This is a genomic window from Chryseobacterium glaciei, from assembly GCF_001648155.1.
Taxonomy (GTDB): domain Bacteria; phylum Bacteroidota; class Bacteroidia; order Flavobacteriales; family Weeksellaceae; genus Chryseobacterium; species Chryseobacterium glaciei.
Window position 1 is genome coordinate 1,212,095 of the sequence record NZ_CP015199.1, and the last position, 22,432, is coordinate 1,234,526.

Annotated in this window: 18 protein-coding genes; 14 read left to right on the forward strand and 4 right to left on the reverse strand. The window is 34.0% G+C overall.

Annotated elements, in window-relative coordinates; translation table 11 throughout:
* Positions 1-9 precede the first annotated feature (9 nt).
* The 13 genes from nuoF to A0O34_RS05405 all read left to right on the forward strand — a co-directional run bounded on the left by nuoF (position 10) and on the right by A0O34_RS05405 (position 14,821).
* On the forward strand, positions 10-1,368 hold the full coding sequence (gene nuoF, locus A0O34_RS05345) for an NADH-quinone oxidoreductase subunit NuoF (protein WP_066752186.1): 1,359 nt from the start codon (positions 10-12) through the stop codon (positions 1,366-1,368).
* 11 nt (positions 1,369-1,379) lie between these two features.
* Complete coding sequence (locus A0O34_RS05350; protein WP_157885957.1) at positions 1,380-2,264, forward strand: hypothetical protein; 885 nt, start codon at positions 1,380-1,382, stop codon at positions 2,262-2,264.
* Between the two features lie 3 nt (positions 2,265-2,267).
* Positions 2,268-3,290: an ATP-dependent nuclease gene (locus tag A0O34_RS05355; protein WP_066752188.1), complete on the forward strand. Its 1,023-nt coding sequence runs from the start codon at positions 2,268-2,270 to the stop codon at positions 3,288-3,290.
* A 2-nt stretch (positions 3,291-3,292) separates the two neighbouring features.
* Positions 3,293-3,835 (forward strand): hypothetical protein, encoded by a 543-nt coding sequence (locus tag A0O34_RS05360; protein WP_066752193.1) that lies wholly within the window; start codon positions 3,293-3,295, stop codon positions 3,833-3,835.
* Between the two features lie 25 nt (positions 3,836-3,860).
* A complete protein-coding gene (locus A0O34_RS05365) occupies positions 3,861-4,859 on the forward strand; it encodes an NADH-quinone oxidoreductase subunit G (RefSeq protein ID WP_054512961.1) in 999 nt (332 codons plus the stop codon).
* Positions 4,860-5,037: 178 nt separating this feature from the next.
* Positions 5,038-6,102 (forward strand): NADH-quinone oxidoreductase subunit NuoH, encoded by a 1,065-nt coding sequence (nuoH, locus tag A0O34_RS05370; RefSeq protein ID WP_066752196.1) that lies wholly within the window; start codon positions 5,038-5,040, stop codon positions 6,100-6,102.
* Positions 6,103-6,164: 62 nt separating this feature from the next.
* Positions 6,165-6,722: a NuoI/complex I 23 kDa subunit family protein gene (locus A0O34_RS05375; protein ID WP_054512963.1), complete on the forward strand. Its 558-nt coding sequence runs from the start codon at positions 6,165-6,167 to the stop codon at positions 6,720-6,722.
* Positions 6,722-7,219 (forward strand): NADH-quinone oxidoreductase subunit J family protein, encoded by a 498-nt coding sequence (locus tag A0O34_RS05380; RefSeq protein WP_054512964.1) that lies wholly within the window; start codon positions 6,722-6,724, stop codon positions 7,217-7,219. The genes A0O34_RS05375 and A0O34_RS05380 overlap by 1 nt, the downstream gene beginning before the upstream one ends.
* Positions 7,220-7,223: 4 nt before the next feature.
* A complete protein-coding gene (gene nuoK / locus A0O34_RS05385; RefSeq protein WP_054512965.1) occupies positions 7,224-7,553 on the forward strand; it encodes an NADH-quinone oxidoreductase subunit NuoK in 330 nt (109 codons plus the stop codon).
* A 2-nt stretch (positions 7,554-7,555) separates the two neighbouring features.
* A complete protein-coding gene (nuoL, locus tag A0O34_RS05390) occupies positions 7,556-9,469 on the forward strand; it encodes an NADH-quinone oxidoreductase subunit L (protein WP_066752199.1) in 1,914 nt (637 codons plus the stop codon).
* Positions 9,469-10,962: a complex I subunit 4 family protein gene (locus tag A0O34_RS05395; protein ID WP_066752204.1), complete on the forward strand. Its 1,494-nt coding sequence runs from the start codon at positions 9,469-9,471 to the stop codon at positions 10,960-10,962. Before nuoL ends, A0O34_RS05395 begins: the two co-directional genes overlap by 1 nt.
* Positions 10,963-11,060: 98 nt before the next feature.
* Positions 11,061-12,440, forward strand: a complete 1,380-nt coding sequence (locus A0O34_RS05400) for an NADH-quinone oxidoreductase subunit N (protein WP_066752206.1) — start codon at positions 11,061-11,063, stop codon at positions 12,438-12,440.
* 74 nt (positions 12,441-12,514) lie between these two features.
* A complete protein-coding gene (locus A0O34_RS05405) occupies positions 12,515-14,821 on the forward strand; it encodes a GAF domain-containing protein (RefSeq protein WP_066752210.1) in 2,307 nt (768 codons plus the stop codon).
* On the opposite strand, the gene A0O34_RS05410 is transcribed toward A0O34_RS05405, so the two are convergent.
* Both A0O34_RS05410 and A0O34_RS05415 read right to left on the reverse strand, forming a co-directional pair.
* Positions 14,818-15,741: a bestrophin family protein gene (locus A0O34_RS05410; protein ID WP_066752212.1), complete on the reverse strand. Its 924-nt coding sequence runs from the start codon at positions 15,739-15,741 to the stop codon at positions 14,818-14,820. The two genes, A0O34_RS05405 and A0O34_RS05410, sit on opposite strands and share 4 nt — an antisense overlap.
* Before the next feature lie 21 nt (positions 15,742-15,762).
* Positions 15,763-16,932, reverse strand: coding sequence for a Pycsar system effector family protein (locus A0O34_RS05415; protein WP_066752215.1), 1,170 nt, complete (start codon positions 16,930-16,932; stop codon positions 15,763-15,765).
* A 38-nt stretch (positions 16,933-16,970) separates the two neighbouring features.
* Between A0O34_RS05415 and A0O34_RS05420 the strand changes: the two genes are divergently transcribed.
* Entirely contained in the window at positions 16,971-20,672 is a 3,702-nt protein-coding gene (locus A0O34_RS05420; RefSeq protein WP_228394355.1) for a metallophosphoesterase, read from the forward strand.
* Positions 20,673-20,730: 58 nt separating this feature from the next.
* Here A0O34_RS05420 and A0O34_RS05425 read toward each other — a convergent pair whose 3' ends face one another.
* On the reverse strand, positions 20,731-21,609 hold the full coding sequence (locus tag A0O34_RS05425) for a hypothetical protein (RefSeq protein WP_066752222.1): 879 nt from the start codon (positions 21,607-21,609) through the stop codon (positions 20,731-20,733).
* Positions 21,609-22,382 (reverse strand): nucleoside triphosphate pyrophosphohydrolase, encoded by a 774-nt coding sequence (gene mazG / locus A0O34_RS05430; RefSeq protein WP_066752225.1) that lies wholly within the window; start codon positions 22,380-22,382, stop codon positions 21,609-21,611. The genes A0O34_RS05425 and mazG overlap by 1 nt, the downstream gene beginning before the upstream one ends.
* Between the last annotated feature and the right edge of the window lie 50 nt (positions 22,383-22,432).

Here is a 22,432-nt window from a genome sequence, read left to right on the forward strand (position 1 = left end):
CATATTAAAATGAGTAAAAAACTTTTACTTAAGGACGCACATATAGAAGGTATTCGCTACTTTGAAACTTACCGTAAACAGGGAGGTTACACAGCAGCTGAAAAAGCCTTGAAGATGACACCTGAGGAAATCTTGGAAGAAGTAAAAACTTCCGGACTTCGTGGACGTGGTGGAGCAGGATTTCCAACAGGAATGAAGTGGAGCTTTTTGGCAAAACCGGAAGGCGTACCAAGACACTTGGTAGTAAATGCCGATGAATCCGAGCCGGGAACGTTCAAAGACAGATATTTGATGGAATTTCTTCCTCATTTATTGATCGAAGGAATGTTGATCTCATCTTTTGTTTTAGGTTCAAATGTTTCTTATATCTATATCCGTGGAGAATATTCTTGGATTCCGGATATCTTAGAAGAAGCCATTGAAGAAGCTAAAGCTGCAGGATTTTTAGGTAAAAACATCTTAGGAACTGGTTTCGATTGTGAAATTTATGTTCAAAGAGGTGGTGGAGCTTATATCTGTGGTGAAGAAACAGCATTGCTTGAATCTCTTGAAGGTAAAAGAGGAAACCCAAGACTAAAACCACCATTCCCAGCTGTAAAAGGACTTTGGGAAAGACCAACGGTTGTAAATAACGTTGAATCTATTGCAGCAATTGTTCCTATCATTGATATTACAGGAGCTGAATACGCTAAAATTGGAGTTGGAAGATCTACAGGTACAAAATTAATTTCTGCTTGCGGAAATATTAATAAGCCAGGAGTTTACGAAATCGACATGACCATTACGGTTGAAGAATTCATTTACTCTGATGAATATTGTGGTGGTATTGCGAACGGTAAGAAGCTAAAAGCTTGTATTCCGGGAGGTAGTTCAGTACCAATTGTTCCGGCTAATCTATTATTAAGAACCGTAAACGGAGAACCAAGATATATGAACTACGAATCATTGGCTGACGGTGGATTTGCTACCGGAACAATGATGGGTTCAGGAGGTTTCATTGTTTTAGATGAAGACCAGTGTATTGTAGAACATACCATGACGTTGGCAAGATTTTATCACCACGAAAGTTGTGGACAATGTACACCTTGCCGTGAAGGAACGGGATGGATGCATAAAATCTTAAAGAAAATTGAGAAAGGAGAAGGAAAAATGGAAGATATCGATCTACTTTGGGATATCCAGAGAAAAATCGAAGGAAATACTATTTGTCCTTTAGGTGATGCAGCAGCTTGGCCTGTAGCAGCAGCAATTCGTCACTTTAGAGACGAGTTTGAATGGCATGTGAAAAATCCGGAATTGTCTCAGACACAAAATTACGGACTGGCAAACTACGCAGATCCAATTCCTGCTGTTGAAAAAAATGCTTAGTTAAAATTAAAATGAAGAAGTTATTAGTTGTTGGATTAATGATGTCCGGGCTTGCTTTTGCGCAGGTTAAAAAAGATACATTAGAGAAAGAATATAAACTGGAGGTAGCTCCTTTAGATAAGGTTGAAAAGAAACAGAAGCCTAATCCATTAAGTAAGAAAGGTCAGTTTTTCGTTTTTTATGGTTGGAATAGAGCTGCTTATAGTAATTCTGATATCCATTTTCAAGGAAACGGTTACGATTTTCAATTGAATAATGTATCAGCGCAGGACAGACCTACAAAATTTGGAATCGTTTATATTGATCCAAGTTGGTTTACCGTAACGCAGTATAATTTCAGACTAGGATATTTTATTAAAGATAATTTAGCATTGGTACTTGGGATAGATCATATGAAATATGTGATGGATCAGAACCAGACAGTAGATTTTAAAGGTCATATTTCAGATCCTCAGTATGCAGGAATGGTACAGAACGGACAGGTAGATTTATCTGATTCACAGTTTCTTACTTTTGAGCATACAGATGGACTTAATTATGAAAATTTAGGTCTTGAGAAATACAAAAATCTTATTCATAAAAAAAATATAGATTTAGTATGGTCTTATGGAGCCGGAATCGGAGTAATGTTTCCTAAAAGTAATGTAAAACTTTTCGGAAATGAAAGAAGTGACCGTTTTCACGTTGCAGGTATGGGAACTGATATCAGATCCAGTTTAAACTTAGTTTTCTGGAAAAACTGGATGATCAGAGTAGAAGGAAAAGCCGGTTATATTAATATGTGGGATATCAAAACTACATTGAATAACAAGCCTGACAAAGCACAACAGGATTTTGTTTTCGGACAAGTTCTGGCAGGAATCGGATATACATTTAATACGAAGAAGCATAATTAAAAAGTGAATCAACATATTCAAAATATTAAAATTTCCAATTTCAAATCAATTAAAGATTTGAACATAGAAGGTTGCAAAAAAATAAATATTTTTGCAGGGAAGCCTAATGCTGGAAAGAGTAATCTTTTGGAGGCTTTGGGGATTTTTGATTTGTTTTTCAATCCTATAGATCGTCAAAATCTTAAAAACTTTATAAGGTATGAAAATTTTAGTGATCTATTTTTTGAAGGAGACTATAGTAAGACTTCAAAAATTACATTAAACACCCATCGTATTTTTTCATTTTATAGCGCTGCTAATCAAATATTAAAAATTCACTTAGAGAATAAATCAAGTGAAAAAACCAAAATAATTGAATATTCTATTACAGGAAATGAAGAGAGATCATCTGTTCCTATTTCTGATTTGATGAAAAGATTTGATTTAAATATCAAAAAATATTCTTTTAAAATAGAAAATGAAATAGTTAAATATTCTAACTCTTTAATTTCTCCTTTTGGAGAAAATATTAGCACAATAATTTCAAGTAATCCTGAAATTAGAAATTTTGTTAATCACTTTTTATCAATAAATAATTTAAAACTATTAATTGAAAGAGGTTCTAATGAATTAAAAATTTTTAAAGAATATGAAGATGGAACAGTCTTTACTCTTCCATATAATATGATTGCAGATACACTTCAAAGACTTATTTTCTATAAAACAGCAATTATGAGTAATCAAGATTCTGTTTTATTATTTGAAGAACCAGAAGCACATTGTTTTGAACCGTATATTTTAGAATTTACTAATGAGGTAAAGTACAATGAAAACAATAATCAGTTTTTCATGGTTACTCACAGTGATTTTATTATTCAGGAATTTTTGAGAGATGAAGAAAGTAAAAACAACTTGCAGATTTATTTAGTTAATAATGTAGAAGGAAAAACGGAAGTAAAGAAGCTAGATAAAGAAAAAAATGATGATGTTTATGAGTATGGGATGAATGTATTTTTCAACTTCGACAGTCTTTGGGAAAATAATTAATCATGGAAAGGGTTGTTGCAGTTGAATGTTTTGCAGATAAATATTTTTTCGGAAAGTTATTACAAAATGAAAAACGTATCCGAAAAGAAAAAAATAAAAATGAAGTTATAAAAGCTTTTGAAAGAGTAAAAGGAGAATTTCTTATCGGAATTGTAGATGAAGACAGAAAAGATTTATTACTCAATCCTAATTTAAAAAACTTCGAGAAAATTAAAGAAGGAAATAGTTTCAAAATTTATAAGGATAAAACAAAATATCAATTTATTTTTGCACTTTGTCCTAAGGCCTTTGAAGATTGGATTTGTCAATTTTTAAAATGTCAAAATAAGGATTTAGTTGAATTTGATTATATTGATTTTGAATCATTTAAAAAAGAAACTAAAAGTGAACAAATAGATAAGGAAAATAAGTATAAAAATTTGGTTAAGCATATCATTCAAACTTATCCAGATTTTGATAATCATATCAGAGAATTTAAAATTCATATTGATTATCTGCTTACAGAAACTTATAATTTTAATTTAGAAAGATTTAAAAATTTATAGCTTAATTAAGCGAAAAGCATAGAATATGAGCGAAGAGGTTAAAAAATTCACAATAACTATAGACGGACAAACTACCGAAGTTTTGCCTGGTACTTCTATTCTTGAAGCAGCAAGACAAATCGGTGGAAAATCTGTACCTCCTGCAATGTGCTACTATAGCAAATTGGAAACCAGTGGAGGAAGATGTAGAACTTGCTTAGTAGAAGTTTCGAAAGGATCGGAAGCAGATCCTCGCCCTATGCCAAAATTAGTTGCAAGTTGCAGAACTAACGTAATGGATGGTATGGAAGTTAAAAATCTTTCTTCTGAAAAAGCTCAGGAAGGAAGAAAGGCGGTTACCGAATTTTTATTAGTAAATCACCCACTAGACTGTCCTGTATGTGATCAGGCTGGTGAATGTCATCTTCAGGATCTTGGATATGAGCACGGAAATCTTCAGACAAGAACTGAGTTTGAAAGAAATACATACGAAGCAGACGACCTTGGTCCGAATATTAAGTTGAATATGAACCGTTGTATTCTTTGCGCAAGATGCGTATTGACAGCAAATCAATTGACAGAGACTAGAGAGCATGGAATTCTTTTCAGAGGAGATCACGCAGAAATTTCTACCTATTTAAATAAAGCTTTAGATAACGACTACATCGGAAATATTATCGATGTTTGTCCTGTTGGAGCATTAACAGACAGAACTTCTCGTTTTGCAAGCAGAGTTTGGTTCACAAAACCAATGAATGCTACTTGTAAATGTGGTAAATGTTCAGGAAAAGCTGTTGTTTGGATGAAAGGTGACGAGATTGTAAGAGTTACTGCCAGAAAAGATCAGTGGGGAGAAGTTGAAGAATTCATCTGTGATACATGTCGTTTCGAAAGAAAAGAACTTTCAGATTGGAATATTGAAGGTCCTAGACATATCGACAGACATTCTGTTATTTCATTGAATCACTATGAAAAGCCTAAAGATGAGCTAAGAGTCTTAGACAATCCAATGGCTAAGGAAATCAGTGAAAAAGACGAAAAATAAAATAGTTGGATGCTAGAAGCTGGGAGCTGGAAGTTTTAATCACAAAAACCTACAGTCCACTTTTAACTTCAACCATTTAAAAAAATAAAAAAAAATTGGTAATGTGATGAAGAGTTGATGCCACGACGTGATAAACTTCCAGCTTCCAGCTCCCATCTTCAAACATTTAAATTAAAAAATGGATTTACTTACATTTAAACTTATACTTGTACTTGCGCTTTTCTTGTTATCATTAACGATAGCAGCCTACTCTACTTGGGCAGAAAGAAAAGTTGCTTCTATTATGCAAGATAGAATTGGTCCTAACAGAGCCGGACCTTTCGGATTACTACAGCCTCTTGCAGATGGTGGAAAGTTTTTCTTTAAAGAAGACTTTACGCCTGCCAATGCAGAGAGATTCCTATTTGTATTAGGACCGGCTTTGGTAATGTTTATTTCATTAATCACAGGAGCGGTTATTCCTTGGGGTAAAAGTTTAAATATTGGAGGTACTTCTTTTGATTTACAGGTTGCTAACATTGATGTTGGTGTACTTTTTATCATCGGAATGGCTTCTATTGGTGTTTACGGAATCATGATCGGAGGTTGGGCGTCGAATAACAAATATTCATTATTAGGTGCCATCCGTGCTTCATCTCAGATGATTTCTTATGAATTGGCAATGGGACTTGCTTTACTTTCTATTATTATGATGACAGGAAGTTTAGATCTAAAAGTAATTACTGAAAGCCAGACTACAGGAAAACTTTGGGGAGTGATTCCTTGGGTTTCCGGGATGAACTGGAATATTTTCTACCAACCAGTTGCCTTCCTTGTATTCTTTGTAGCTGCTTTGGCAGAAACCAACAGACACCCTTTCGATTTACCGGAATGTGAATCTGAATTGGTAACAGGATATTCTACAGAATACTCATCAATGAAATTAGGTTTATACATGTTCGGTGAATATGTGAACATGTTTATTTCAAATGCTTTTATGGTTGTTCTTTTCTTCGGAGGGTATAACTATCCGGGAATTGATTGGGTAACTCAGCACTGGGGTGAGAACACTGCAGGAATCTTGAGTGTTGTAGCATTTTTAGCAAAAACTGTAATCGGAATCTTGATCTTTATGTGGATCAGATGGACGCTTCCAAGGTTTAGATATGACCAATTAATGCACCTAGGTTGGAAAACATTAATTCCAATGGCATTGGTGAACTTAATTATTACAGGTGCTGTAATTTTAGCATTTGCAAACTAAGAAATAGATAAGAATATATTTTTAACGCTGAATAAAAATTCGGCCTAAAAAAAATAAAATAAATGAAACTTACTAACAGATCAAAAGTTGTTTCTAACAAAGAAATGACCCTTGCTGAGAAAATCTACCTCCCGGCGATTTTCAAAGGTATGGGGATTACATTTAAGCATGCTGTAAGAACCGTTATGAAAGGTGCTCCTGCAGTTTATTCGTATCCTGAAGTACAGAAGCCAAGAACGACTATCTGGAGAGGTCAGCACGTTTTGAAAAGAGACGAGGAAGGCAGAGAAAGATGTACAGCTTGTGGACTTTGTGCGGTAGCATGCCCTGCAGAAGCAATTACAATGACTGCGGCTGAAAGAACGAAAGAAGAAAAAGGCCTTTACAGAGAAGAGAAATATGCCTCAGTATATGAAATCAATATGCTAAGATGTATTTTCTGCGGTATGTGTGAAGAAGCTTGTCCGAAATCTGCAATCTATCTTACAGACAGATTGGTAGACGTGGAAACCAACAGAGGTTCTTTCATCTACGGAAAGGAAAAGTTAGTCGAAAAAATAAATGAAAGGATTGATATCACTACAAGACAATCCGAGAAACAAAAAAATGCGGTAAAATAATGGATCAGTTTTTATTTTTCTTGGTGGCGTTTTTAGCAGTGGCTAGTGCAGTGTATTTTGTATTTGCAAGAAATCCTTTATATGCTATTTTGTCATTAATTGTCACGATGTTTTCCATTGCAGGAATGTACATTCTTTTGAATGCACAATTCTTAGCAATTATTCAGATTATAGTGTATGCCGGAGCGATCATGGTATTATTCCTTTATATACTGATGATGCTTAACCTTAATAAAGAAGACGAAAGTAAGAAGAGCAATACTTTAAAATTTATTGGTGTTTTTACAGCAGGTCTTTTATTAATTGGAGTTTTAGGCGTATTCAGAGGAGTACAAGACAAACATATTGTTGCAGATAATGTAGACAAAGGGGTTGGTCTTACTAAAAATCTGGGTAGACTTTTGTTTAACGAATATGTTTTGCCGTTTGAGCTTGCCTCGATTCTTATTTTAGCAGGTATTGTAGGTGCGGTATTAATCGGTAAAAAAGATTTATAAAATTATGGGAGAAGTAAATACATTTATACAAAGCGTCCCTCTAGATTATTTCATAATTCTTTCTTCAGTATTGTTCTGTTTGGGAGTATTGGGAGTATTGTTGAGAAAAAACGCTATTGTTATTTTGGGTTGTGTTGAGCTTATGCTGAATTCTACAAACCTTTTATTAGCTGCATTTTCAGCCTACAAAGGGAATGGCGACGGACAACTTTTAGTTTTCTTCATTATGGTGGTGGCTGCTGCGGAAGTAGCAGTAGGTTTGGCAATTATTGCTATGCTATATAGAAATACCCGTTCTGTGGATGTAAGTATATTTAATAAATTAAGAGGATAAGAATGGAAAATTTAGTGTATGCAATAGTACTTTTACCACTTTTAGGTTTTCTTATTAACGGTTTATTCGGGAAAAATCTTCCAAAGATAGTTGTTGGAAGTTTGGCTACGATTGCTGTTTTCGGATCTTTCTGTATCGCAGTAAGCCTTTTCATGAATTTCGATTCTGAAAGCCAGCCTGTAATTGTAAAAGCTTTTGAATGGTTTAGAGTAAATGGAATTCAGATCAATTTTGGTTTCCAGATCGATCAATTATCATTAATGATGATTATGGTCATCACAGGAATCGGATCTTTGATTCACCTGTACTCTATCGGATATATGAGTCATGATAAAGGTTTCTATAAGTTTTTTACTTATTTAAATCTATTTATCTTCTCAATGTTATTATTAGTAATGGGAAGCAACTACCTTATCTTATTCATCGGATGGGAAGGTGTAGGATTGTGTTCTTATTTATTGATCGGATTTTGGTATACCAACGAAGAATATGGTAAAGCGGCAAGAAAAGCTTTCATCATGAACAGAATTGGTGACTTAGCATTATTGATCGGTATCTTTATGATCGCTTCTCAAACCAATGCGGTAGATTATCTTACAGTAGCTCAAAACGCAGGAAAATTTGAATTAGACGGATCTGTAATTATCTTTATTACGGCGAGTTTATTTATCGGTGCAACTGGTAAATCGGCTCAGGTTCCTTTATATACTTGGTTACCGGACGCGATGGCAGGACCAACTCCTGTATCAGCATTGATCCACGCGGCAACGATGGTTACGGCAGGTATTTATTTAGTGGTAAGATCAAACTTCTTATTTACTTTAGCACCAACCGTTCAGGACGGAATCTTATTAATAGGATTCTTAACCGCTGCTTTAGCTGGTTTCTATGCTCTTCGTCAAAACGATATCAAAAAAGTATTGGCATATTCTACAGTTTCACAACTTGGATTTATGTTCATTGCTTTAGGATTAGGAGCCTACACAACAGCAATGTTCCACGTAATGACGCACGCTTTCTTCAAAGCATTGTTATTCTTAGGAGCAGGTTCTGTAATTCACGCAATGAGCAACGAGCAGGATATGCGTTTCATGGGAGGTCTTAAAAAGTACATTCCTATTACTCACGCTACATTCCTTATCGGAACATTGGCAATTTCAGGATTCCCTTTATTATCAGGGATGATTTCTAAAGACGAAATTTTAGTGGCTGCTTATGCTAAAAACCCTATTTACTGGGTAATGTTATTCATTTTAGCGGCAATCACTGCAACCTATATGTTCAGACTGTATTACCTGACTTTCCACGGAGAGTTCAGAGGTACAGAAGATCAGAAACACCATTTACATGAAAGTCCGACAAGCATGACATTACCATTGATCGTCTTGGCTATTCTTTCTGTATTGGGTGGATTAATTAACCTTCCTCACTTCATCGGACATGGTCATTATGCTAAACTAATGGAATGGCTTAAACCTGTTCTTACCGAGGAAAGTTTCAAACAAATGGAAAATACCCTTTCAGGAGTTCCTTTTAATACTGAAATGATCCTTCTTGGAGCAACAGTATTAATGTTCTTCGCTGTTTGGTTTATTGTGAAAAATACTTATGTAAATAAGAAGAAAATGGCTCTTGCTGAAGAGAACTACACCGGATGGGAAAAGCTTTCTGCTAAAAAACTATATGTAGACGAACTTTACAATGCATTAATTGTAAAAACTGTTGAAGGATTAGGACGTGGAGGAAAGATGTTTGATAAGGGAATACTGGATCGTTTCGTTGACTTTGTGGGCGAAGGCGCTGAAGACAGCGGTAGATCTATGAAACGTATCCAAAACGGAAACGTTGAGACATACATACTTATCATGTCTTTAGCTGTGGGAATTATACTGATTGTTAACTTTATATTACAATAATGTCTGGTTTATTATTAACATTATTACTATTACCTCTAGTAGGTTCGGGACTGGTTTTTGCCTGGAAAGACAAATCCAGCAAATATTTGGCATTAGGAATTGCATTGGTTCAAATGCTTATTACGTTTTACATCGCAGCGGATTTCGATTTTAATCCAACGGTAGACAGCGTATTACAGCACGAGATCAATTATCCTTGGTCACAATTTATTAAAAGCTCTCTTCATTTCGGAATTGACGGAATGAGCTTGCTGCTTTTATTATTGACCAACATCTTAACACCGATCATCATTTTATCTTCATTTAATGAAAATGTGAGTTACAGAAACTCTTTCTATGGTTTGATCTTGCTTATGCAGTTCGGATTGGTTGGAGTTTTCACCTCTTTGGACGGCTTACTGTTCTACATTTTCTGGGAAGTAACTTTGATCCCAATTTGGTTTATTGCCGGACTTTGGGGGCAGGAAAATAAAAGATTGGAATTCACTACGAAATTCTTTGTCTATACATTCGTTGGATCTTTATTCATGTTGGTAGGATTGATTTATGTTTACAATCATTCTGCATCATTTGCATTAACAGATCTATACAATGCTACATTAAACGAAACTCAACAGACTGTGGTCTTCTGGTTTATTTTCTTTGCTTTTGCAGTGAAATTACCGGTATTCCCTTTCCACACATGGCAGCCTGATACTTATACCTACTCTCCTACTCAAGGATCGATGTTGTTATCTGGTATTATGCTAAAGATGGCGGTTTATGGAGTTCTTCGTTACTTATTACCAATTACTCCAATTCCAATTGCAGGAATTTCAGGACAAATTGTAATCATTCTTGCAATCGTAGGAATTGTTCACGGAGCATTAATTGCAATCATCCAGACAGATATGAAGAGAATCATTGCATATTCTTCTTTCTCTCACGTTGGATTGATGGTAGCAGGTATCTTTGCTTCTGCAGTAGTTACTTTAAGAGGATCATTCACAATCGAAGGTGCTGAAGGAGCTTTAGTACAAACTTTTGCTCACGGTATCAACGTGGTAGGTTTATTCTACTGTTGTGATATTTTATATAAAAGATTTAAATCAAGAGACATCAGACAAATGGGAGGTTTAGCGAAAGTGGCGCCGAAGTTTGCTGTATTATTCTTGATCATTGTATTAGGTTCAATGGGAGTTCCATTAACCAACGGATTCATCGGAGAATTTATCTTGTTGAAATCTGTATATGATTTTAACGGATTAGCAGCAGTAATCGCTGGTCTTACGGTAATTCTTTGTGCTGTTTACTTATTGAGATTCTACGGAAAAGCAATGTTTGGAGAAGGGAATGATGCCGTATTAAGCACAGCAAAAGATCTATCTGCAGTAGAATTTTCTGTATTGGCAAGTATCGCAGTTTTCGTGATCTTACTAGGTGTTTTTCCACAACCGGTAATTACAATGGTAAGTAGCTCAGTGAAGTTTATCTACACAGCTATGGCTAATTAGAAATTAAAAGATTTAAAAATTAAAAAATTAAGAGAGAGTATGAAATTTAGGACCTATTTTTATTCTGAATTTCAGTTCTCAAATCTCAAATCTATATTATGAGTGTTTTAATTATTGTTTTCCTAACGGCAATTGTTGCGTTATTTTCAGGAGTTTTCGAACAAGGAAAATTCGCAAGATACATTGGGATTTTTGGATTAATCATCGCATTGTATGTAAGCTTCATGCCAGGACTTGCTTTTTTCGAAAAGTACAGACACATGTATGATTATACTGCAAATACTGCCTTATTTACAAAAATATCAATTGTAACTACTTTATTATTATTCTTTTTGGGAGGTTTTGCATTCAGCAATCACAGAAGCCACCAGTCAGAATTGTATGCATTGATGTTATTTGCTCTTTGTGGAGGAATTACCCTTTTCGGTTTCCAAAACTTAGTAACATTATTCTTAGGAGTAGAAATTCTTTCCATTCCTTTATATGTAATGGCAGGTACCAACAAAACTGATCTAAGATCAAACGAAGCTTCTATCAAATATTTCCTAATGGGTGCATTTGCAACAGGATTCCTCTTGTTTGGTATTGCGTTTATCTATGGAAGTACAGGAACTTTCGATTTATATAAAATTCATGATTTTGGAACTCAGAATCCTAAAAATGTAATGTTCATTTTGGGAGTTCTATTAATGCTTTGTGCAATGGCTTTTAAAGTTGCATTAGCACCTTTCCACATGTGGAGTCCTGATGTTTATTCAGGTTCACCATCATTGATTACTGCTTTCATGGCAAGTGTTGTGAAAATCTCAGGATTCTATGCGTTATTCAGATTAATGACGATTGGTTTCGCAGGCGTTACTCATGACTGGATCAATGTATTCGGAGTATTCCTAATCATCACCTTATTCTTAGCCAACGCAATGGGTCTTGCACAGACTAATGCGAAGAGAATGTTGGCCTATTCATCAGTTTCTCACGCAGGATACATCGGTTTGGTTTTCTTCGGAATGACGAGCCTTTCTACGTATAACTTAGCATTTTATTTATTTGCTTATTCGTTATCTACAGTAGGTGTATTTATGTGTTTGATCTGGGTAGAAAAATTAAAGAGAGAAACTTCTTTCGGAGCATTCAAAGGATTGGCAAAATCTGAGCCTTTGTTGGCAACAGTTGCAGCAATCTCATTGCTTTCAATGGCTGGAGTTCCTTTAACAGCAGGTTTCATGGGTAAATTTTCTTTATTTTCTCAGGCGATGAACGGAGCAGCTTTCTTAGTATTGGTAGCCGTTTTAGGTTCTGCAATTTCAATTGCTTTTTATCTAAGACTAATTGTTGCGATGTTCTTCTTTAAAGAAACAACGTTTAAAACATCAGAAAAAGTAACCTTAACTTATAATATTGTTGCAGTTTTCATTATCGCTTCAATTATTATGCTAGGAATCTTCCCGGATCTGTTTGCAAAGCAGTTCGGATTGTAAGAATCAACATAAAAATATAAAAGCACAACCTTCAAGTTGTGCTTTTTTCATAACTTTACTTTAAATTTCAACTTTTGTCAAATCTTTACAAAAAAGATGCTCCATTTCAGGTTTTTATATCATTCAAAAAATATTTGGATGTTCTTGAGCATATTCGATATAACGACAGATTAGAATACCGTGTTAATTACGCTGAATCTTTAATTGAAAAAACCAAAAACTTTAAAGAACTTAAAGAAGGTTTTCAGGATACTGCATTATTAGACAAACATGAAGATCTCATCAGGCTTTTATTGGCCGACCTATTTCCGACAGGTTTAACGAATAATGAAATAAAAGCGGCAAGTATTCCGCTTTCAAATATCACTTTTAATTATACCGAAAGGTTTAAAAACATCCTTAAAGACGCCGGAAAAGATTTTGAAATAGAGCTTAGAAATATCGATGACGATGAGTTTTATGTATTTTGCTGCTGTCTAATTTTACAGAGTTATTTCAAAAAAGATATAAAAAGTACTTTTCCGTTTTATTATGACATTCCCAACAAACTGGGAATCATGAAGCATTATAAAATTACGGTGAATTCTGATTTTACCGAACTTTTTCCTACAGATAAGGCCACTATACCAACAGATGAAGTTATTGATATGCTTTTAGAGAATATTGATGATTTTAAACTTTGGAAAAAACACTTTCCGTCACAATCTTGGTTATTGAAAGGTTTTACCATTATTTCCCTTGTAGATTGTACCTCGGAAGTTGCATTGTCAGATTTGAAATCAAGCATGATACAGATCGACCCTGAAAATTTGAATCCTGATGAAAATTTAACCGAAATATTCAAATCCTATTTTGATGTTCCGGAACTTAATTTTGGGTTAATGCTTTTCAATAAAAAAGATCAGAGCCTTGAAAAACTTCCGATTTATGAAAACGTTTTTACCAATCATATTTTAGATTTCTGGATTAATGCTTTTGATGAAGAAACAAGGAAAAATACGTTTGATAATTTAAATCATAATTCTAAAGCAATCGTTGTTTCAAATGTTGATAAGTTGGATGAGGAAATAAAAAATATAGCTTCTTTCAACATTTTAAAGGATAATAACATCAACAGTTTCATGGTAATTCCTATTATGAAAGATAACGAATTATTAGCAATTATGGAATTTACTTCTCCCCATGCTAATAGTTTCAACGGATTAAAACTTAAAAAACTCGAGTTTTTTACTGACATGATTCTTTTTTCAATCAACCGATTCAGTTTTGAGAAAAATTATCAGATCGAAGCCATTATTCAGCGAGAATATACCTCCATACATGACAGTGTTGTATGGAAATTTAGAAATGAAGCAGAAAAATATTTCAACGCTTCTTTAGGTAAAAAAATATATACTTTAAAACAGATTTCATTTAAAAATCTTACGCCACTTTTTGGTTTTTCGGATATCCGTTCGTCTTCGGAAAAACGTTTTAATTTAATGCTTGAGGATCTTAATCAGCAGATTGACGGTCTTCATGATATTTTTTCATTAATTAACTCAGATTCTGAAAAATATTTATTGGCTTTGGATATATTTGAGAATGAATTAAACAACGAAATAAAAGCAGATACAGAGCAACGTCTCCAAAGATTATTGAGAGAAGAAATACACCCTTATTTGCAGGGAAAACTGGAAGTACAGGCAAGTGGAGAAATCAAAACAAAGATCAAAGATTATTTTACACAGGTTTTCACTCAAAGTGATCTGTTTTATGCGAATAGAAAAAGCTTAGATGATTCTATCACTCTGGTTAATCGAAAATTGGCTGATGTATTGGATGAAAATCAGGTAAAAGCCCAACAGATCTTTCCACATTATTATGAGAGATTTAAATCAGACGGAATAGAGCATAATTTATTCACAGGTCATAATATTGCTCCAGAACTTCATTATTCATCAAAAATCGTTCATCAGTTAAGATATTGGCAATTGAAAACCGTCTGCAAAATGGAGCAGGATTTTCAAAGTTTCAAAAAAGATCTGCCGATTTCTTTAGATATTGCTTCATTGATTTTTGTTTATAACGAAAAAATAGACATCCGTTTCCGAATGGATGAAAAGCGTTTTGACGTAGACGGAGCTTACAATTCGTACTATGAAATTATCAAAAAACGTCTTGATAAAGCCCACATAAAAGATTCAACGGAAAGAATTACCTGTCCCGGAAAAATCACAATCGTGTATTTCGGAATGGAAAATCAAAAGGAATATTTGGATTATATTTCCAGACTTCAGAAAAAAGGAATTCTTCAGTCTGATGTAGAATTTTTGAGGGTTGAAGATTTGCAGGGAATTACAGGATTATTGGCGTTGAGAATATCTTTAGTTCAAATTTAATCAACAAAATAAGAATCCGGTTTCTTCAATTCACCTTGCGGAATTTCTGCCTGTTCGAAAATAGAAAACTCAATCGTTCGGCAAATACTGTTCAAAGCAAGATCATTTTCTTCCTCACCAAATGGTTCTGCAATCTCCTGAATAATAGCATCTAAAGCAATAAAAGTATAACTTATCAACAGCACAATCAAAGGCATCATCCAGCCAAGGCTGTCAACCAATCCAAAAGGCAGCCAAAAACAGTATAAATAAACGGTTCTGTGCAGTAAAACGCTGTAAGCAAAAGGCAAAGGAGTATTGTAAATTCTCTCGCAACCACCGGAAATATTAGAAAACTGATTCAACTGATGATCCAATGAAGTCAAAATAATCGTGTCGATATTTCCTTTTTTATTCTGCTCGTTCAGCCAATCTGCAATAAACCCCAATATAATACTTGGAATGAATTTTTTCCCCTCCAATTGCTTAACCTGCTCAGGAGAAAGCAATCGCAAAAGGTGCTCAGTGTCGGATTTATCTCTTAATTGATAATTTAATGACCAGCAAAATGCCGAAATTATTTTTACAATTTTTCGTTTTTCTTCTTTAGCTTCGGGAGAATTATTATTTATTAATGAAAAAATCTGTCTTGTAAGAGATCGAGTTTCAATAACCAACAGTCCCCAAAGTTTCCTTCCTTCCCAATAACGGTCATAGCTTGCAGAATTACAGAATCCCATAAAAATGGCTAAAGCTAAACCTATCAATGTAAAAATTGTAGGATTAAGATGAACTTTATAATCGTAAATTTTTCCTTTAAAAAGGTAAACCGCGAAAGAAAACAACGTAATAAGAACAAGCTGGACAATAATTTTCTTCAATACAGAACCTTTCCATATGAATAACATTTTCAGCCAATTCGTACGCTGTCTTACAATCATTTTTTTATATTAAATTAAAAATTATAGCGAAAGAAAAGCATACGCAAAAGACAGAACGGAAATAATAATTCCGGCCATAAAAATCTGATATGTGATCGATAAAAGCTTATATTTTCTGTCTAAAACTTTCCCCAAATAATACAAATCCTTCACCATAGAATCGTAGATATACTCTCTGTCTTGAATCAGGTCTTTCATTGCATCATGAAAATCTCCAAACAGCATTTGATGGAAATTTCCGAAGAATAAAAGATTCACTTTTCTATCTTTAACATCTTGATTGCTAAAATTGGTCTTGGTAACGTTCGGTTTTGTAGATAAAATAGCAAAAATGATCGTCAAAACACTCGATAAAAGCAAAACAAAGCTCGGAATAATAAGATGTGAGTTTTTCGGAGTATCCAGTTTAGGAACCAAAACAGAAAGACAAACCGAAATAATGATCGCATTTACAGAAAGTAAAATATTCGCTTTGCTGTCGGCAATATCGCTTAATCTTGTGTGATTATTCAATGTTACTCTGAACAAAGTATCAACACTTCTGTCAGATTTTGGCTCTTTTGGTTCTTTTTTGCTGTCGGAATTATCTTTTTTATCATCTTCTTTTTCTAATTTTTTCTCGATCTTTTTGATGTTTTTCTTTTTCAAAGGATTCCAGTTTTCTTTGGCATAATCGGTGTAATATTGGTGCTTATTTTTAAGCATATCCAGATTTCCCTCATTCCATTCGTCGTTTGAAAAACATCTTACGTTGGTCAACTCCCACTCTTTTCTCAAAGAATCAGAAATATCATTATAATCATGACTTGCAAAATGACTACAATCTGCGTCTTTAGCTATTTTTTCTAAAAGATTTTGAGGTTCGTACGTAATTTTAGTCGCTAAAATCAGCTTAGAAACATCTTCAATATAATTTTCCGAATAATTTTCTTTTTGTAGAAAATCTTTCAGGATCTCTACTCCTTTTTCTTCATGATTCTGAGCGCACTCAATGTAGCCCGTATCATGAAACCAAAGCGCTAACAATACTTTTTCCTGATCCTCATTGGATACAGGTGTATTTTTCATAATTTCTTCAGCTTTGTTTACCGTATATGTGGTATGAATAAAATTATGATAAAAATATACCGAAGATAACTTATCTTTGAATAAGATTTCAACATAATCTTTGGCTTTGTGTAAAATGCTCATTCCTGAATTTTTGTTATTGTAAATTTATGAATTTATCCTTGAAAAATCATCTAAAAAAAATTCCGATTATCCTCAGACTATTATTGTTCACAGGACTTGTTTATTCCTGCGCAACATATAACGTAAAAAAAGGTAAAAACTTATTTGAAGTTAAAAATTCTGATATAAAATCTGAAAATGACTTTAAAATATTCTTAATCGGTGACGCAGGAAATGCAGACGAAATTCAGGCTCAGAATACGTTGAATCTGCTTAAAAATAAATTAGACTCTGCAGATGAAAAATCAATGTTGATTTTCCTAGGTGATAATATTTACCCTTCAGGAATGCCGAAAGAATCTGATAAAGATTATGTTCTTGCAAAACAAAAGCTGGAAAATCAGCTTGCAATCACGAAAAACTTCAAAGGAAAAACATTAGTTATCCCCGGAAATCACGATTGGTATCATGGTCTGGACGGATTACAAGCTCAGGAAGATTTCGTTAAATCATATTTAAATGATAAGAAATCTTTTTTACCCAAAAACTCCTGCCCGATTGATGATATCAACCTTACTAAAGATATTAAACTAATTGTAATTGATACAGAATGGGCGTTGGTCAATTGGGACAAATATCCGGGAATCAATAAAAATTGCAACATCAAAACCCGCGAAGATCTTTTCGATGAATTTAAAGATTTAGTTAATAAAAATCAGGACAAGAGAATAATTGTTGCGCTTCATCATCCAATCATCAGCAGCGGAACTCATGCAGGCTATACTTCTCCAAAATCTCATCTTTTTCCTTTAAAAAGTAAAGTTCCGGTTCCTGGAGTGGCAAGTTTGGTTAATGTGTTGAGAAGTTCTTCAGGCGCAAGTTTAGAAGATATTAATAATCAACATTATGCAGATCTTGCAAATAGATTGAAAAGCATTGTTCAGGAAAAAGAAAATGTGATCTTTGTTTCAGGACACGATCATAATTTACAATATCACGAGCAGAGAAATATCCGACAAATCATCAGCGGAGCCGGTTCAAAGACCGATCCTGCAACGATTGCTGAAAAAAGTGATTTTTCATATGGAGGAAATGGTTTTGCTGTTTTAAATATGAGAAAAGATCAAAGTTCTGATGTAGAATTTTTTTCAACAAAAGATAATAAATTTAAAAAGCTTAGTCATATTTCGGTTGTTTCAAAACCAGATGTGTTTGTAAACAATTATCCTACTTCTTTTCCGGCTTCCGTTTCATCTACAATTTATCCTAAAAAATTAACCGAAAAAGGAAAATTTTACACTTGGCTTTGGGGCACGCATTACAGAAATTATTACGGAATGCCCATTGAAGCTCAAACAGCCAATATTTCTGAACTGGATGGAGGTTATACTCCTTTTAGAGAAGGCGGAGGAAATCAATCCAACAGTTTGAGATTAAAAGCTAAAGACGGACAGGAATTCGTTATGAGAGGTGTTAAGAAAAGTGCCGTTCGTTTCCTGAACAATATGGCTTTTAAGAAAAGTACTTTCGGAAATGAATTAAACAATACTTTCCCAGAGAAATTCTTACTGGATTTTTATACTACCAATCATCCTTTTACACCATTTTCTGTTGGAAATATGGCTGATAAGATTAATATTTTTCATAGCAACCCGAGATTATTTTATATTCCCAAGCAACAAGGTTTAGGTGAATTCAATATAAATTACGGAGATGAAATGTATATGATTGAAGAACGTTTTTCATCAGATCCAAAAACTTTACAGTCTCTTGACAACGCAAAAGATATTCTTTCTACAGATGATGTTTTGAAAAATTTCACGAAAAATTATAAATATTCGGTAGATCAGGAATCTTACATCAGAGCAAGAATTTTTGACATGCTGATCGGCGATTGGGACAGGCATTCAGACCAATGGAAATGGGCAGAATATTCGGATGGCGACAAAGTGATTTACAAACCGATTGCGAGAGACAGAGATCAGGCTTTCAGTAAATATGACGGAGCGGCTTTTAAGATCATTATGAATGTTCCTGCAATTCGTCACATGAAAACATTTAAAGATGATATTAAAAATGTAAAATGGATGAATATGGAGCCTTATCCGCTAGACTTGGTCTTTTTAAAAGGTTCTACTGAGGAAGACTGGATCGCGCAGGCAAAATACATTCAGGAACATCTGACTGATAAAGATATTGATGAAGCTTTTAATAATATTCCGAAAGAAGTAAAAGATAAAACGATTGCTGATATTCAACGAAAATTAAAATTAAGAAAAACCAAATTACAGGATTACGCAACCAGATATTTTGATGTTTTACAGGAAAAAGTTCCGTTAGCAGGAACCGTGAATCCCGATAAATTTGTGATCACAAAAACTGGAAATTCTGTTGAAGTAAAGCAATATAAATTAGATAAAAACAAAGAAAATCCCGAGCTGGTATTTGAAAAAACTTACAGTGATTCTAAAACAAAAGAACTTTGGATTTACGGTTTGGAAGATGATGATATTTATGAAGTTTCCGGAGACGGAAGACCAAAAATAAATATTAGACTGATCGGAGGTTACAATCATGATGTTTACAATGTGGCCAACGGAAGTAAAGTGAAAATCTATGATTTTAAATCTCAGAAAAACACTTATACAGGCTCAGGAACAAAGCATATTTCTGATGATTATGATGTTAACACCTACAATTATAAACACCCGAAATATAATTTCGTAGCTGGTTATCCGAATGCTGATTACAACCCTGATGACGGCTTAATCATCGGTGTTTTGGCAAATTATACAGTCAATAATTTCATCCGCGATCCTTATACTCAAAAACATAGTTTAAAAGCTAATTTTTATACTGCAACGGGTGGATTTAATTTAGTTTATAAAGGAATTTTCAAGAAAGCAATTTCTGATTGGGATTTTAATTTGGATGCTTCATTTACGACTCCAAGATTTTCAGAAAACTTCTTCGGTTTGTCTAATGAAAATGAATATGACAAAGAAAATGTAGAAAGAGAATACAACAGAGCGAGAATTTCAAAAATAAATTTTGCGCCGTCTATTTCTAAGAAAAGCTGGATGAATCTTGAAAATAAATTTCAGCTTACTTTTGAGAATAATAAAGTGCAGAGCAATAATGACCGTTTTGTAGACCAATCGCCTGATGTAAGACCTGAAGTTTTTACAAGTCAGCAATTTGCGGGGGCAAACTATACTTTTAGTTTTAAAAATTTAGATAATAATGCTTTCCCGACCCTAGGTCTAGAATTCGTTGTGAACGCTGATTGGAAAACCAATCTTTCAAATTTCGATAAAAACTTTTTAACCCTAACAGGAACTTTAGCAATCGATCACAGGCTTGATAAAAGAGGAATTTTCGTCTTTGCCAATTCGAGTAACGTAATGTGGATCAACAATAATAATTTTGAATTTTACCAAGCTGCAGCCATCGGGGGAAGTAATGGAATGAGAGCTTTCAGAAACGACAGATTCTCAGGAAGATCTTATTTTACTAACAATTCAGAGATTCGTTGGGATTTCGGTAGAATAAGAAATACGATTATCCCTGCAAACATGGGAGTTTTGGTTGGTTACGACATCGGAAGGGTTTGGAATGATAATGAATATTCTAACAAATGGCATCAATCTGCCGGAGTTGGATTCTGGATCAGCGTTGTAGAAATGTTCTCCGCAAGGTTGAATTATTTCTATGGTTCGGATGGCGGAAGAATTTCCGGAGGTGTGGGAATGACGTTTTAATTTCCTTGATAAATAATAAAAAAATCCGCAGATAATTTCTGCGGATTTTTGTTTTCAATTAAAAAGAGAACTTATAAACATTCCCTCCTGTCTTTTTATCCTTTTCATCGGCGATCAATAATGTTTTATCATCAACAAAAACAATTGCTTCTTTTTGGGAATTATGATTTAAAGGTATTTTCTGAATTTTAGCTGAATTAAAATTATTCGCCGTAAATCCGGAAAGTACATGAATATTTTTATGTGTCAATAATACAATTTTATCTTTTGTACTGTTGATCGTTGCTGAAGTAATCGCAGCGTCGCTGTAACCTCCTTGGAGCTTCAGTTTCCCTATTAATTTTGCTTCAAAGTCACCTTCTTTATTAGGAACTTGGAAAACTAAGAAAGTTCCGTCAAAACCTTTGCTCCTGTTTTTCGTGAACAGATAAAAATTTCCGTCCATTTCTACGAAAGCTTCACAATCATATAACCAATTTGATTTTTTTGGAGGAAATTCTGTTTGTCCTTCATAATGGAAATTCGTTGTCTGAACAGCCTTTGCTGTTTTTTGGGAAGCATCTTTTAAATCTAATTTTAAGATGGAAAGATTTTGTCTGTTATTGTCATTATTTCCAAAATTTCCGATGTAAATATTGCCTTGAGAATCTTTCGTAATGTCTTCCCAGTCATTGTTTTCGGCATTTTCAACCAACACATCGGCAACCAAGTTACCTTGAGTATCTAATCCGTAAACAACATTTTTATTCCCTTGATCTTCTATTGCCCAGATCGTCTTTTTATCCTGAGACAAAGCAATTCCGGAAACTTCCTTTAATTTTTTAGGTAAAGAAAATTCTACTTTTAAAGTATCTTCTTTCGGCTGATCGGTTTGGTTTTTCGGATTGCAACCAACAAGCAAAAGCGAACTTATCGCACAAAACATATACATTTTCATTAGTTTTTATTTAATAGTTTAGCTTCTTCCCACAGAACGTCCATATCTTCCAGAGACATATCTTCAAGCTTTACATTTTTCTCTAAAGCAATAGTTTCCATTTTTTGAAATCTTGAGATAAATTTCAGATTGGTCCTTTCCAACGCTGAATCCGGATTAATTCCCGAAATTCGCGCATAATTGATTAGTGAGAAAAATACATCGCCCAATTCTAATTCTTTTTTATTCAAATCAGTTTCAGCATGAAATTCCTGAATTTCTTCATCTACTTTTTTCCATGCATCTTCGGCATCATGAAATTCAAAACCGATTCCTTTTACCTTGTCCTGAATTCTGTACGCTTTTACCAAGCTCGGTAGACTTTTCGGAACCCCGCCAAGAATAGACTTATTTCCTTCTTTTAATTTTAATTTTTCCCAATTCTGTTTTACTTCTTCTTCATCTTTCACTTCTACATCACCGTAAATATGAGGGTGACGGAAAATTAATTTTTCATTTAAAGAATTAATCACATCAGCAATATCGAAACTTTCTTTTTCAGACCCTATTTTCGAATAGAAAACAAGATGAAGCAGCACATCACCCAATTCTTTCTTTATCTCCTGCAAATCGCCCTGCAAAATGGCATCCGAAAGCTCATAAGTTTCTTCCAAAGTCAAATGACGAAGAGATTCTAACGTTTGTTTCTGATCCCACGGACATTTTTCGCGCAGATCATCCATAATATCTAATAATCTTCCGAAGGCTTCTAGTTTTTCCTGTTTGGTATTCATAGTTTGAAAATTCAAAGTAGTACAAATTTAAGGTAAATATTTACGTTGAA